The organism is Candidatus Ancaeobacter aquaticus (genome assembly GCA_030765405.1).
Lineage (GTDB): Bacteria > Auribacterota > Ancaeobacteria > Ancaeobacterales > Ancaeobacteraceae > Ancaeobacter > Ancaeobacter aquaticus.
In genome coordinates this window covers 1-14,026 of record JAVCCP010000030.1, presented here as the reverse complement: position 1 = coordinate 14,026, position 14,026 = coordinate 1, and the positions used below count along the sequence as shown (strand labels likewise).

The 14,026-nt window shown below is 40.6% G+C and carries 15 protein-coding genes and 3 tRNA genes; 1 reads left to right on the top strand and 17 read right to left on the bottom strand.

Annotated features, from left to right (window positions below; genetic code table 11):
* Window positions 1–13: 13 nt before the first annotated feature.
* The 4 genes from P9M13_03485 to P9M13_03470 are packed head-to-tail and all read right to left on the bottom strand — an operon-like array spanning window position 14 to window position 3,951.
* Window positions 14–1,030, bottom strand: coding sequence for a deoxyhypusine synthase (locus P9M13_03485; GenBank protein MDP8262347.1), 1,017 nt, complete (start codon window positions 1,028–1,030; stop codon window positions 14–16).
* A 24-nt stretch (window positions 1,031–1,054) separates the two neighbouring features.
* Window positions 1,055–1,867 carry a zinc transporter ZupT gene (zupT, locus tag P9M13_03480; GenBank protein ID MDP8262346.1) on the bottom strand — a complete coding sequence of 271 codons (813 nt, stop codon included), beginning with the start codon at window positions 1,865–1,867 and terminating at the stop codon, window positions 1,055–1,057.
* 3 nt (window positions 1,868–1,870) lie between these two features.
* The gene (ptsP, locus tag P9M13_03475) at window positions 1,871–3,601 is read right to left on the bottom strand and encodes a phosphoenolpyruvate--protein phosphotransferase (GenBank protein ID MDP8262345.1); all 1,731 of its coding nucleotides are present in this window, start codon (window positions 3,599–3,601) and stop codon (window positions 1,871–1,873) included.
* Between the two features lie 11 nt (window positions 3,602–3,612).
* Window positions 3,613–3,951: a 4a-hydroxytetrahydrobiopterin dehydratase gene (locus P9M13_03470; protein ID MDP8262344.1), complete on the bottom strand. Its 339-nt coding sequence runs from the start codon at window positions 3,949–3,951 to the stop codon at window positions 3,613–3,615.
* A 199-nt stretch (window positions 3,952–4,150) separates the two neighbouring features.
* On the opposite strand from P9M13_03470, the gene P9M13_03465 reads away from it, so the two are divergent.
* Window positions 4,151–5,671, top strand: coding sequence for a long-chain fatty acid--CoA ligase (locus P9M13_03465; GenBank protein MDP8262343.1), 1,521 nt, complete (start codon window positions 4,151–4,153; stop codon window positions 5,669–5,671).
* Window positions 5,672–5,750: 79 nt separating this feature from the next.
* Here P9M13_03465 and P9M13_03460 read toward each other — a convergent pair whose 3' ends face one another.
* The 13 genes from P9M13_03460 to P9M13_03400 form a co-directional block, all read right to left on the bottom strand.
* Window positions 5,751–6,977: a cation:proton antiporter gene (locus P9M13_03460; protein MDP8262342.1), complete on the bottom strand. Its 1,227-nt coding sequence runs from the start codon at window positions 6,975–6,977 to the stop codon at window positions 5,751–5,753.
* On the bottom strand, window positions 6,977–7,399 hold the full coding sequence (locus P9M13_03455) for a DNA-binding protein (GenBank protein ID MDP8262341.1): 423 nt from the start codon (window positions 7,397–7,399) through the stop codon (window positions 6,977–6,979). Before P9M13_03455 ends, P9M13_03460 begins: the two co-directional genes overlap by 1 nt.
* Before the next feature lie 18 nt (window positions 7,400–7,417).
* Window positions 7,418–8,059, bottom strand: coding sequence for a hypothetical protein (locus tag P9M13_03450; protein ID MDP8262340.1), 642 nt, complete (start codon window positions 8,057–8,059; stop codon window positions 7,418–7,420).
* Between the two features lie 54 nt (window positions 8,060–8,113).
* Entirely contained in the window at window positions 8,114–8,500 is a 387-nt protein-coding gene (locus P9M13_03445; protein MDP8262339.1) for a hypothetical protein, read from the bottom strand.
* A 10-nt stretch (window positions 8,501–8,510) separates the two neighbouring features.
* Window positions 8,511–8,828, bottom strand: a complete 318-nt coding sequence (locus P9M13_03440) for a hypothetical protein (protein MDP8262338.1) — start codon at window positions 8,826–8,828, stop codon at window positions 8,511–8,513.
* A 16-nt stretch (window positions 8,829–8,844) separates the two neighbouring features.
* On the bottom strand, window positions 8,845–9,390 hold the full coding sequence (locus P9M13_03435; GenBank protein MDP8262337.1) for a carbonic anhydrase: 546 nt from the start codon (window positions 9,388–9,390) through the stop codon (window positions 8,845–8,847).
* A 31-nt stretch (window positions 9,391–9,421) separates the two neighbouring features.
* Window positions 9,422–10,993, bottom strand: a complete 1,572-nt coding sequence (locus P9M13_03430; protein ID MDP8262336.1) for a radical SAM protein — start codon at window positions 10,991–10,993, stop codon at window positions 9,422–9,424.
* Window positions 10,994–11,206: 213 nt separating this feature from the next.
* Window positions 11,207–11,294, bottom strand: a tRNA-Ser gene (locus P9M13_03425).
* A 299-nt stretch (window positions 11,295–11,593) separates the two neighbouring features.
* Complete coding sequence (gene tadA, locus P9M13_03420) at window positions 11,594–12,067, bottom strand: tRNA adenosine(34) deaminase TadA (protein MDP8262335.1); 474 nt, start codon at window positions 12,065–12,067, stop codon at window positions 11,594–11,596.
* An 18-nt stretch (window positions 12,068–12,085) separates the two neighbouring features.
* Window positions 12,086–12,159, bottom strand: a tRNA-Arg gene (locus P9M13_03415).
* A gap of 14 nt (window positions 12,160–12,173) precedes the next feature.
* Entirely contained in the window at window positions 12,174–12,521 is a 348-nt protein-coding gene (locus P9M13_03410) for a hypothetical protein (protein MDP8262334.1), read from the bottom strand.
* A gap of 37 nt (window positions 12,522–12,558) precedes the next feature.
* A complete protein-coding gene (locus tag P9M13_03405; GenBank protein ID MDP8262333.1) occupies window positions 12,559–13,299 on the bottom strand; it encodes a PocR ligand-binding domain-containing protein in 741 nt (246 codons plus the stop codon).
* A 312-nt stretch (window positions 13,300–13,611) separates the two neighbouring features.
* A tRNA-Ser gene (locus P9M13_03400) sits at window positions 13,612–13,700 on the bottom strand.
* Window positions 13,701–14,026 lie beyond the last annotated feature (326 nt).

Genomic DNA, 14,026 nt, shown 5'->3' with positions numbered 1-14,026 from the left:
TATTGTTCAACTATTAATCAAACAGTTTAGACCAGTTTCTTCTCTTTCTCTTTTTCCAGACATTACTGTGATAGGCACTGCTCACAATAAGAGGAACAACAGACGATGCTTCGGCATACACCATTTGTTCGTATACCGTATCGACTTTGCCCCATGACGCGGCTTCTTTTAAAGTCGAACTCGAACACGCTCCATCTCTTACGTCCGCAACCGTGATCTGTACTGCATACTTATGCATAGGCACTTCTTTACCGAGAACTTCCGCACACACAACAGTGTCCTGCACAAAATTCTTTGGCACACCACCACCTATCATAAAAAGACCCGACACCCCTGCTTCCATCTTGATCATGGTGAGTTCACGAAAATCTTTCACTGAATCAATCGACATATGCCTGTCAGCGTTTTCCCATTGATGTGCAACCAAACCAAATCCAGCACTCGAATCAGTAAACGCAGGGCAAAAGATCGGCACATTATGTTTGTACGCAGTCTCAACCAGCGAATCTTTTTTCTTGGCATGTTTCACGCAATACTTACCCATTTCTTTAATGAATTCACGTGACGAATATGGTCGCGGATCCAAATTATCTGCGATCTTTTTTGTAACAAGATCACATACCTGCAACTGTTCTTCATCGATATAGGTATCATATATTCTATCAATGTATAGTTTACGCAACAAATTGTCATCTATCTGTTCAGGCGCGCTATAATGCTTAAAACCAAGCGCTTCAAAAAAGTCCATGTCAACAATCGATGCACCGGTGGCAACGATCGCGTCAACCATGTTGTATTTCACCATATCGGCATACACTTTCATGCATCCGCCGGCACTGGTGCTTCCCGCAAGGACCAAAAACACTGTCGCCTTCTTATCGCCAACCATTTTTTTTAAGAGATCGGTTGCGCGGGCAGTTTCACGTGATGTAAAAGACATATGTCCCATAGCATCAGTGATTTTTGTCGCGTCAAACGATGTGATATCAATATGTTTGATTTGTTTCTTTAATAGATCTTTTTTCTTCATATGCGCTTCACTCCTTTGTTTATTCTATTGAAACAACACGAGACTTATCGCCATAATAAGCATGCCGCAAATCAACCCACCTATTGCAAGATGTCCTTTTCCATATTCTCGTGCGGCCGGCAAGAGCTCATCAAGCGAAATATATACCATTATCCCCGCAACTGCAGCAAACACTATACCAAACATTATATCGGTAAAAAACATAAGAAAAAACCCAAAACCGATCAGCGCACCTAACGGCTCTGCAAGTCCTGACAAGAAAGAATAAAAAAACGCTTTTTTCTTACTTCCAACAGCATAATATATCGGTATTGCTATTGCTATTCCCTCAGGAATATTATGTATCGCTATTGCTATCGCTATAGGAAAACCGATTTGCGGATCCTTTAAAGCCGCAGCGAATGTTGCTAACCCTTCAGGAAAATTATGTATCGCTATTGCTATCGCAGAAAATATTCCCATGCGATACAGTTTTCTTTGTTTCTCCATTTGCTGACTATCGTCAACTTCTTCAACCCTGCGCAGTTCATGCGGATTTTCGAATGCAGGAACAAGCATATCGATAATCCCGATAAATGCTATCCCTCCAAAAAATGACCCAATGGTGGCCCATCCGCCATATGCATTGCCTAACTGCAGAACAAGAGCTTCTTTTGCTTTAAAGAGTATCTCGACAAAAGAAACATAGATCATTACGCCTGCAGACAAACCTAGTGCAAATGAAAGCAGTTTAGTATTGGTCCTTTTTGCAAGAAACGCAATCGCGCCGCCAATACCTGTTGCCAGCCCTGCACATAAAGTTAATACAAATGCAAATACGACATTGTCTAAAGGCATTATCTATTCCTGTTTGGCAAAAAACGTATCGATCTCTTCTTTTGTGTCTTGCGCGTAAAAATCTTTTAACAAAGTTGTACGCGGTTTTGATAATCCAAGCAAATGACATTTAATATCTTCGTATTTTGATACAGCAACACTAAAACTGGTTAGCCCAGCACTTAAGAGGACAGGATAAAAATCTTCAAAACACGCTATCTCACCGCATATACAAATTTCTTTTTTTTGCTTTTCACCCGCTTTAACAATATGTTCGATTAATTGAATGAGTGCAGGATGCATCACATGATACCTGCTTTCAACAAATACATTTCCTCGTGACGCTGCAAGCGTATACTGCAGAAGATCATTTGACCCAATGTTCGCAAAATCAGAATCTGCCAGTAGTCTATCTGCCATTAGAGCAGCAGACGGTGTTTCTATCATAACACCTTCTTTAATGTCATCTTTGAACGGTTTCTTTTCCTTCTTTAATATGCTCTTTGCTTTATCAAGCACCTTTTTAAATGAGTTGAGATCATTTATATCTGAAACCATCGGGTACAAGATCCGTATATCACCATACAATGAACTACGCAGGATAGCTTTCATCTGCGCGACATAGATATCATAAAAGAAATCAAGTGCTCGCGAACCTCGCACACCCAGTTCAGGATTATCCTGTGGCGGCAAATGCAAATATGGCGGCAACTTATCTCCACCGATATCAAGTAAGCGCACTGTTATCGGCTTTCCTTGAGAGCGCTCTAATACATACTTAAAGAGAGAGAACTGTTCGTCTTCGGACGGGGCTTCGGTGCTTTTCGCAAATAAAAACTCTGTGCGCAGGAGTCCTACACCATCATAATTAATATCCTTCACCAGCATGATCTCTTCGGGTGTGGTAATATTGATTTTTAAGAGTACCCGCTGGCCATGTTTCGTTGTAGGCGGCTCATCTTTATGCAGAGCACAAATAGTTTTTACTTTTGACGTCTTCTCAAGCTTGTTTTTATAGTATTTTTTTGTCGCTGTATCAGGGTTTACGATCACTTTACCGATCAAACCATCAACAATAACATTGTCCCCACACTTAATCGCCTCTTCTACCGGCACATTAAACACTATCGGCACACCAAAACTTCTTGCAAGAATACTCGCATGGGTTGTGAGCCCTCCTTCTTCAGTGACAAATGCCAGAACATTCTCTCGGGGTATTTCCATCACCATTGTTGGCGTAAGCTGTTTAGAAACAACAACAACCGGCTGTTTTTTTCCTACAGAACATGCAAATTCACCTTTTTCACCAACAAACGATGTGAGGATACGATTCCTGACATCTATAATATCCTGAGCAATCTCAGCAAAATGCATCTTTTTTTCTCTGAGCTTATCAATATATTCTCCATAAGCATCGGACACGGCATGCTCAGCATTTACCAATTTTGTCCGTACTAAACTCACTGCTTTTTTATAGATATTGACGTCTTCAAGCATCATTTGATACGCTCGCACAATGCCGTCAGCATTTTTACTATCAAAAAGGATATTTGATCCCTCAAGTATATCGTTCAAGACACTTCGCGCCTTTTTCATAGCGTCATCAAAACGCTTTATCTCGGCATCAACATCGCTCTTTTTTATAAGGTAATGCGGTATCTCCTCATCAACCTTTTCGGTATATACGCATGTTACTCCGAGCGCTATACCGGTAGCCGCTGATATCCCTTGTAACGTCTTCATTCTCTTATGCATATATACACACCTTATTTGGCTATATCATCTATTTTGTACGCCATAATAAAATCATTTTCTGTAAGACCTTTACTTGCATGTGTCGTTAAAATAAGCGTCACCTTATTCCACGAGATTGTTATATCAGGATGATGCCCTTCAGATTCAGCACACTCGGCAATTTTGTTTACAAAAGTCATTGCCTCAGTAAAATTCTTTAATGTAAACACTCTTACAATATGTGAGGTATCAACAAGTTTCCAATCAGATGAAATCTTGCTCATGTATTCATTTATGTCGTCTTCTGCAAGAGGTGGTGTCCCTAAACGACATGCGGTACAATTTTTATTGCATAGTTCATTATCATTCATACATACCTACTATTGTAATGGGTGAGCTAACAAGAGATATGAAGCGCGGGGCTTCGCCCTGCAAATCTTTTCCTCCGAACTCCAAACTCCCGACTCCGAACTAATACTATTTTCTATTAAATCGACTGAAAAGTAAAATAATTAATTTTGTCACGGAAATACGTTTTATGCTAATATGTGTTTGCGAGGAAAAACATATATGACACTTATAGAACTTCTGGAGCGTAGCGTATCAAATTACAGCAATCACCCGGCCTATTTTTATGAAAAAAATAAGGTCACTTACGCTGATTTAAAGATTCTTTCAGAAAAAATTGCTGGAGGATTGCAAGAAACCTGTGAAATAAAGAAAGATGATCGTGTATGCCTCCTCATGACAAATGGGCCGGACTTCATTCCCACATTTTTTGGCATTTTAAAGACCGGTGCATGGGTTGTCCCGGTAAACACGTTTTTAGCTCCTGAAGAAATAAAATTTATTATTGAAGATTCCGGTGCAAAGGTCATCATAACAACAGACGATCTTATAGAACGTGTTAAAACAGCCGTAAAAGATATTGATACCCCGATTACTATTATTCATACCGGTACAGAACATAAAGAAAACTATTTTCCCTTAGAATATATTCTCGCAACAGGTCATTATCACTCTGAATTTATTATACCTGACGATGTTGCGGTACTGATATATACTTCAGGAACAACAGGGAACCCAAAAGCCGCTGTCCTTACACATAACAATCTCACATCAAATATTGCTGACTGTAACAAAATCTTACACCTTACAAAACGTGACCGATTCATAGTGTTTTTACCTATGTTTCACTCGTTTACTATGACCGTATGCTTGCTATTACCGTTATCTATGGGAGCATCTATCGTTATATTAAAATCAGTGAAACCATTTGATAAAGTTCTTAAGACTATACTCTTTAAACGAATAACCGCTTTTGTGGGTATACCACAAATATATCATCTGCTCGGAGAAAAGAAACTTCCCTGGATAGTTAAAAAGCTTATTGCTATACGATTTTGCATATCGGGGTCTGCACCATTATCAGAAGAAGTGTTAACTAAATTCGAGGAAAATACCGGCCTGCCACTTATGGAAGGATACGGCTTGTCAGAATCATCTCCGGTTGTGTCAGTAAATCCTTTGCATGGCCAGCGCAAAGTCAGTTCTGTCGGGCCACCACTAACAAGTGTTAAGGTAAAAATCGTTGATGATAGCAATAATGAAGTACCTATTGGTGAATCAGGGGAAATTTGCGTTATGGGTCCTAATGTCATGAGAGAATATTATAATAATCCTGAAGCGACAGCACAAACATTGGTTGATGGATGGCTCCATACCGGTGATATCGGTAAAGTTGATGAAGATGGATACATTTATATCCTTGATAGAAAAAAAGATATGATCCTTTCACACGGATTGAATATTTATCCCCGTGAAATAGAACAGGTCCTTTACAGACATCCCGCGATACAAGACGCTGCAATTATAGGCATGAAAGATCCTCATAGAGGTGAACTCCCTGTCGCATATGTAACATTGAAAGAAGGCAAAAGAGCAACAGCTCCGGAACTCAAACGATTCTGTAAGGACAAGCTTGCCACATACAAGATCCCTCACAAAATTAATATCGAACAAGACTTACCGCGCACATCAACAGGAAAGATTCTGAAACGTGAAATAAAAAAGGGAGCTTCGCTCCTTTAATTACTCCGAACTAACGATTTTCGCTTTATTCTCCGAACTCCAGACTCCCAACTCCGAACTAAATAAAAGGTATACCCCTTTATTTTTCTGCAGGTGGTAAGAATAATTTCATCCCGAAGGGCACCAAAAGCGTGGTGATAATGGTCATAATGATAATGCTCGAAAATACCGATCCTAGAAGCGGTGTGACCGGTCCCTGCTGAGTAAAGAGACCCATTTCAAGCGCGACAGCGGCTACAACGAGCTCTACCGCGCCACGTCCGTTCATACCAAACCCCATAGAGATACTTTCACGCCATGAAAAACCCAGCATTCGCGCGGGAACACCCGCGCCGACAACCTTTCCAATGATCGCAAAAAATAATAATGCGATCGCAAATAATGGCGCTTTGCCGATCGCCCCTATATCGACATGCAGCCCGACAAACACAAAAAAGAGTGGCGCGAAAAATCCAAGGGTTACAGCAGACAATTTCTGTTTGACGCTTTCTACAATCCCTTCACTGAATACTTCCTTGTTCACTAACATACCGGTAACTAAAGCACCTATAATAAAGTGCATGTGCGCGTATTCTGCCAGAAGCCCCATGGCAAACGCGCTCACAAGAACAAAACTGAATTCTACCTCAACGATCTTTAAACGGGACAGATGCTTTACGCAAAGCGGCATGATAAAACGGCCATACAAGAATGCCGCAATAAAAAAGACGGTGATCTTCGCCAAAAGCAGGCCAAACACACCGAGTGAAAGGACCGCGCCGTCTTTCATTAATCCCATGACTATGGAAAGCAGCAACAGGCCGATAATGTCATCAATAATGGCGGCGCTTATGAGCGTGTGCCCCATACGCGTTTTCAGCAGGTCAAGCTCGATCAAGACTCTGCTTAAAGCCGGTATAGCAGTTATCGACAAGACGACGCCCAAAAACAAACACTGCACAAGCTTAAGGTGTGATGCGGGCAAAACTGCCATACCAAGCGATACGCCGAGCACTATCGGCAGGACAACACCGCCGAAAGCAACCAACAAACCCGCCTTTGAAGCTTTTACCAGTTCCTTTATTTCTATCTCCATGCCCGCCATGAGCATTAAAAAGAAAATGCCCAGATCAGCGAGTATTTTGAATTCTTTTGAAAGCTCGATCTCTGCATAATGACTGAAGGGGCCATAGAGCGTTATAACACCTAAAACAACGCCTGCTATAAGCTCACCGAGTATCGGAAGCTGTCCGAGCTTGCGGGCAATACTCCCTGCAATGCGCGCAACAACCAAAACAACAAGAATAATAAATAAGAATTCGCCCATTATTCACTCCAAAGGTTCAATCCTGTTTGATTATCAGGTTTTCGTATTAGTAATTTTCCGTCTAATTCTGTTATATGGTATTCAGCGGCAAATACTATCGTGCCGTTCATAAGGTGCCCGCCATAACATATCCCGCGGCTGTCAGCGACAGAAACATGCGCATGCACAAATATTTCATCATCTTTAAGTGATATGTTCCCGCTGCAGGATACGATTTCCATTTTTTCAGTCAGGCGCACGGACTCACCGTAGGTTCTCTTATCCTGATCGTAATACCCTAGGACGACATTGCTCACTGCCCCGATAACAGAAATCGTCCCTAACTGTATATTCTTTTTTTTGCACACATCTGTAAGCGCACCAAGAAGATCCTCATTATGTGGCAACCTGCCAATAAAAGTATTTTTATGTTTTGCTTTCATACTCTGCCTTTCACTAATTTAAAATGTAAAAAAATAGATTATTTCCAAGCCTGTATTGATAATTTTCTCAGGTTTTTTGTGACATGTCCATTTTGAAATGATTTTTTCATCAACATTATGATGGCAATTCCTGGGACAGCAGCGTTTATACGGAAAACTTAGTATGGCAGATCTCGCTATGCGCATTACTTCTTGAAAGGCTTCGGCTTGCTTATCCCCGAGATGCTCCCATACCTGAAGCGCAATAAACATGTCATAGGCGTTATCTTCTACCGGCCACGGTGTTATTCGCGCATCATGCATAAAGGTTGGCTTTATGTGACAATCATCGATATTCATCGTGTCCGACCCTTTCACTAAAGGTATATGATGCGGGCCAAGCTCTAAAACACTCTCGGGATTAACTTCACTGATAATGCCCAGCACATATTTGATATATCGCCATCTTCCTTTATAATAAGAAGGATACTGTTTTTTTAATATTCTATATTCTATATATGATATGAGACCATCTGACAGGGCATGACCAATCACGGAACTCTTTATTTCTTCGATTGTATTGAGCATACGAGATACTATATATTGCAATGCATACATAAAAGAGCCAGGAATCCCAAGTTCTTTTATTATCTGCTTCATTCTGAGTATTGCATAGCGCATATTTATCATATAGGTATTTCTGATAATATCAGTTTAAAAGACCCGGAGGGTCTCTTAAGAAGCATATCCATTAACGCACAATATTACACCAAGCCCAAAAAATATTATAAGCGATATTGCCATCACGACTCTCATATTACGTTGATAATCCGCTGCTTTGAGCATTAGGGTTGGAAACATAATAAGGAATATCCCTTTGATAAGAGCGCTCCAACCGATAAGGGTGATAATGAGCGTCCAGTTCATGGCCCACACGTTGTGAAAAACCACAATGAGAAGCCCCGAAATAAGTGCGAGCATGCCGCCGATGTATGTTAACGCCGCATTTTGCTGAAACCCATCGATTATTCTCTGATATGTCTTGAGATTAAACAAGATTCCGGCCGTTACGATAACTAAGTACGGACCAAGAATCTTTGCGAGAAACAGTGATGATTCCATATACCCTCCCTTATGTATTAATGCTTTTATCGCTTTGAAAATAATTACACTGTGAACATTTCTGCCCCATAACGATCTTTTTGTGTCTTAACTCAATAATAAGTGGTGCGACAACAAGCGGTGTTAGGCCAACAAAAAAAAGCATCACGTTATCAGAACTGTATCGAGAAGAGAACGTACCGTAAAGACTAAAGAAGATTATTGCTATTACTAAATATATAAGAAGGTATCCAATACGTGGCGCCCATTTTTTGCGTACAACCATTTCCATTTCGCTTGCACCGCATTTTTCGCATTGCTCAGACAGTATTTCTTGTGAGGGTTTCACGAAAAATCCTTATTTTTCAGCTTTCGCTAATGAAGTACAACTTATTGTCTTCAACTTTGTAATACAGGGAAGCAACCATGATCTTAGGATATTTCTTTCTCAACCTATTTGTTTCACTGACAATAAATTCTATTTCATTGCCTATTTCAAACTTCGGAGCATGGTTCATAAAACACTCCTCAGCCGCTCCCCTACTCCACCCGGCCCTATCAACTAAACCGTTAATAAACTCTTCTTTTTTAGACGCTAAATTAACCATTGCGCAATTATTATGACCGATCAATGCGATATGACTCACCTTTCCTACAGCAATCGCGTACGCGACTTTAAACTCACTATAGCGTAAGTTTGCTCCTCCGGAACGTATAATATATGCAAAGTTGGGAGGGATATGAAGATGTTTGCGACTATCCATACACATGCCTATCAAGAGCTGCGCCTGTAAATATGTATCATACTGACGATTTAAGTTATGATATTCAAACAATAACCCTATAGGATTATCACGATATTCCTCAGGAATATTTTCTTTATTTGTAACTGGTATAATCTTATGTTCCATCTGTATTTAACCCGACTTTCTGAATGCCGTTTTATGATCTCTTTAAATTATCTTTTGCCTTGAGTATTTTTTGTGAAAACCCGTCCTTTTTAAATGCTGTTGTCCACCGCTTCATAATAACCCAGCCGCCAAAACGAATCAACGCGTTACGCCATGAGCGATACCATTTCCTCCATCCCGATTTAATGTCATGCAAAAACAGTATCAAATAGGGGAATGAAAATATATTCACAACAACACCAAACAAGTATTGAAACCGATAAAATCCACTCATGATCTGTTTGACAGATGCATGTATCTCTTCAGCGCTGAGCGGTGCATCCGGCTCAAAGAGAGGAAAATTCCCGTCATAATATTCCCACCCTACATCTTTAACAGAGTAGACCCTGTTTTGTTTCTTGAGCCTACGCGTCAAATCTGTCCCGGGAAGAGGTCCAGCTATCAGTATCTGTATCGTATCAAGTTTTGCCTTTCTAATAAAATTTTTATAATGTTTTACCCGTTCCTGTGCCGACATCTTAAAATCAACGCCTTCCTGCATTGGATATCCAAAAATAAACATCCCGTGTACCAAAAAACCAAATGTATGAAATATTTTTGTAAGAGATATCATATCTTTCGGGTTTATATTTTTATTCATTGCATGCAATTCTTCTGCGATCGGTGACTCAAAACCAATGCATACCAAGCTGATACCTGCCTCACGCATTGCTGCAAGGAGCTCAGTATCATGAGCTTTATCCAAACGTATCTGCACCGTGGCATCCAATTTTCTCCCTGTACGCTTCTGATAATCTCTCAGCATGTGGCAAAACCGTATCGCCTCTTGTCTCTGCTGCCCAAAAAGGTCATCAACAATAAAAAACTGTCTCGCGTCCTTAGTTTCAAGAAGAAAACTAATGCACTCAAGCAATCGTTCAGGAGAAGCATAGCGTGGTTTGCCTTTAACAGTGCAAAACTCGCAATCCATACCGCAGCCTCGTATCCTTTCAACGGGATACAACGTAATTTTCGCGTACCGTACTAAAGAAAAATCAGGTAAAGGTAATTTGTCAAAATCTGTCTGAGGCTGCCTTTCAGGAGTAAGGACAACCTCTCCATTATCTAAATAGGCTATCCCCTTTACCTCTTTTGGATCGCGCTTCCCTTCGATCACAAGCAGAAGCTCTTTAATCGTCTCTTCCGCTTCACCAATAACAACATAATCAATGCAGGAGTGTAACGCTTCGGATATATTCTCATCAACGAAATGCTGTCCACCGGCAATAGTGATTATCCCTTTATCTTTATAGAAACGAGCTATTTCATATAGCCTTGGAATCGTACTTGTTAAACCGCCATACAATCCAACAACGTCCACCGGTCTAATCTGTTCCAAAAACTCGTGATCTGCGTGACCTGAATCTTTCTTCGGCCCATATCTGCGGAGATTATTTTCATCAATAACCTCAACATCCCACTTTTCCATTTCACGTGCAGAACTGGCAACGCATACCGGTCCAAGCGCAGTCGTCTCCCGAGCAATGCGGGAATAAATATTGAATGCCGGATAAGCCGGAACAACAATTCTGAACCTATATCTTTTTTTTGCTGTGTTAATCATTATATTCTCCTCACTCCCCACCGCCCCGATTAATCGGGGCGGTGTGAATTATTAGCATCTGGCGGAAAGGCAGGGATAAAGATTTGCTTCGCAAATCTATCCTCTAAATAATCGGGCTACCAATCTGGTCGGAACGAACCCTTTTTACAATCAAAGTTCTCACCATACCTTCCACCAAAACAAATGTCAGTTCAAAAGAACTGCCTTTCATTTTGGCGGAAAGGCAGGGATTCGAACCCTGGGACCTTTTCAGGTCAACGGTTTTCGAGACCGCCCCATTCAACCGCTCTGGCACCTTTCCTTATTATAAACAATTTTTACTCCGCACAAAGCAATTCAACTCCCCCCTAGATTTTCTCGGGCTTCGCCTCCAAAATCATAATACAGGGGGGATAGTTCTACCCTGAAAAATACTCGTTTCTTTTAGAACTCGTCTTTTCCGGTATCACTACGCTCTGGCACCTTTCCGTAATTCGTTCATAGTTCATGGTTCATAGCAAAAACATTACAGACACCGTATCCATGAAAATCTTCCTACAACGATTGTCCTCCACCGCCCCGATATATCGGGGCGGTGAAAAGACGTAACACCTTTCCAAACTAATTATTACTCTTAGACCTCTGTATCCTAAAAAATTCTTGCAATAATAATTTTGATGGCTCTTCGAGAACACCACCCTCCACTTCGATCATATGGTTTTGTCTTACATCTTGCACAATATTAAGAGCTGATCCCGCCCCACCTGATTTTGGGTCTCTCGCACCAAACACCAATCTTTTAACACGCGCGTTTACTAATGCTCCCGCACACATAAAGCAGGGTTCTTTTGTAACATATAACGTAGTATTTATAAGACGCCAATTGTCTATAGTATTTGCCGCTTGAGTAAGTGCAAGGATCTCTGCATGTGCAGTAGCATCTTTGAGGAGTTCGACTTGATTGTGCGCTCTGGCTATGATCTTTTTTTCCAGTACAACTACTGCCCCTACCGGAACCTCGCCTTTTTCAAATGCACGGTCAGCCTCTTTAAGCGCCTCCCGCATAAAATATTCATCTGATTCTAGATCAATCATACGGCACCAATGTAAATATGCGCCCAAGAGGACTTGAACCTCCGACCCTCTGCTTCGTAGGCAGATGCTCTAATCCACTGAGCTATGGGCGCATAATGTGGTAAACTTACTTTTCGATTTGTTTTTCGCAGTACTCGCCAATAAATGGAAGTTTAAACTTCTTACCGGAAAACGCTGCGAACATTAATACAAGCCAGAGAATTGTTGAGACCACCATTATAATAAGAGCAATTGGTATTAAAATCGGAATTATTGTTGTAATAGCCACTAATATTGATATGCCTACAAAAGTAACCAACGACTGCATAGCATGAAATCTGACAAACTTATTCTCTTTTTCAACTAATAAGAAAAATACTGCGGATACAAAAGTCAAAAAATAACATAATAACCCTTCAATATTCTCTCCAACACCTAATACTGTTTTTACGCCTTCTTTCTTCTCTTCCGTCATAGTACACCCTCCTTTTTGAGTTTTTAGTTGAATGCTACTAGTTACTATTCTCTATTTTCTTCTTAAGCTGCTCATTTTCTTCTTTTATCTCGGCCATCCTGAGCTCCCTGCCAACAGCCATTTTATTAAAAATCTCTAACTCACGCATTTTGTCTTTTAGTTCACATTCAATCTTTTTTCGCTCTATAATCTCACCAATCAATTTTGCCGTTGTATGGAGCTGTTTTTTTGCAGCTTCAATCGCAAATGGTGTACGAACCTTATACGCCCTTGCCAGTTTGATCAGTTCTTTTGGATCAGCACCATATTTTTCTGCGATTTCCCTTATTTTTTTCTTGTCTTGAGGGGGAGTGCCATACCCAAAATTAATAGCACCTACAACTTCTTTTCCCGCTTTAATCGGTACCGCATATAATCTGATTCCCCCACGACATTCAATATCAACGGGTTCTTCTCTTTGTATAGATACTTTAGATGCATCCACCCAGCAAGACTCATGGCAAAGCCATTTTCCTGAATCTAATGCTTTTTTATTGTCATCTGTGCCGCATAAGTTACGTGATGCTTGGTCAAGGCACTGACACCAACCAGAAGAAAACATACCTAAAGCATAGTCCCCGTTTGGTTCATAAACAGCTGCCGAAGTATCAAGTAAATCAAGATAATTATTTACAATATCGGTCAAGGTGTCTGGATCAATAGCATCCAAAATCACACGACTGGTGTTTAACTCTAGTAAGCTACCGTAAGAAGGTATGTACCCATTACTTTTCACCATAGAGCACCTCCGCATATTCGTTGATCGTTGATCGTATAAACACTATAAAATCTCTGATCTTCGGACTTCTAAACTTTGAAGAAACCTACACCGCGGTCAGTGGGATTTTCCACCGACGCGGTGAAAATATTGAAAACCTTAAGTCTATCTTCTGCTTAAAACATCTAAATCGCTATGCGATTTCTTAGGTCGCATTCAATATAATCCCCCCCAGATTTTCTCGGGCTCCGCCTCCAAAATCATGAAGCGGGGGGGACACTTCTACTACGTAAAACTCTTGTTGTTACACACAAGACTTTTACAGTATCAGTACGGAGGGGCAGGGATTCGAACCCTGGGATCGGTGTTACCCAATCAGCCGCTTAGCAGGCGGCTGCTTTCGACCACTCAGCCACCCCTCCTATATTCGTTTATCGTTCACACTCATAAAATTTATAAGTAAATTTTTCTGGGTATTGTCCCCTTGTGGGATCGTGAATCGACAAAAACTATCATAATACTCGATGCGGTGAAAACACCAAAAGCTTCGAGTCTATTTATTTATTACGTAGAGCTTGTTATACCAATATTTAATGTAAAATGCAATGGAATTAATTACAGGACAACGATTCCGCAACAATACGCATAAGGTATGATTTTAAGCTTAATTAGAGGTTTTTAAACAAAGGGTCATATTCGCGAAAGGATTTCGCTTAAAAAATTGGATTACAAAAGACGATTATATCTA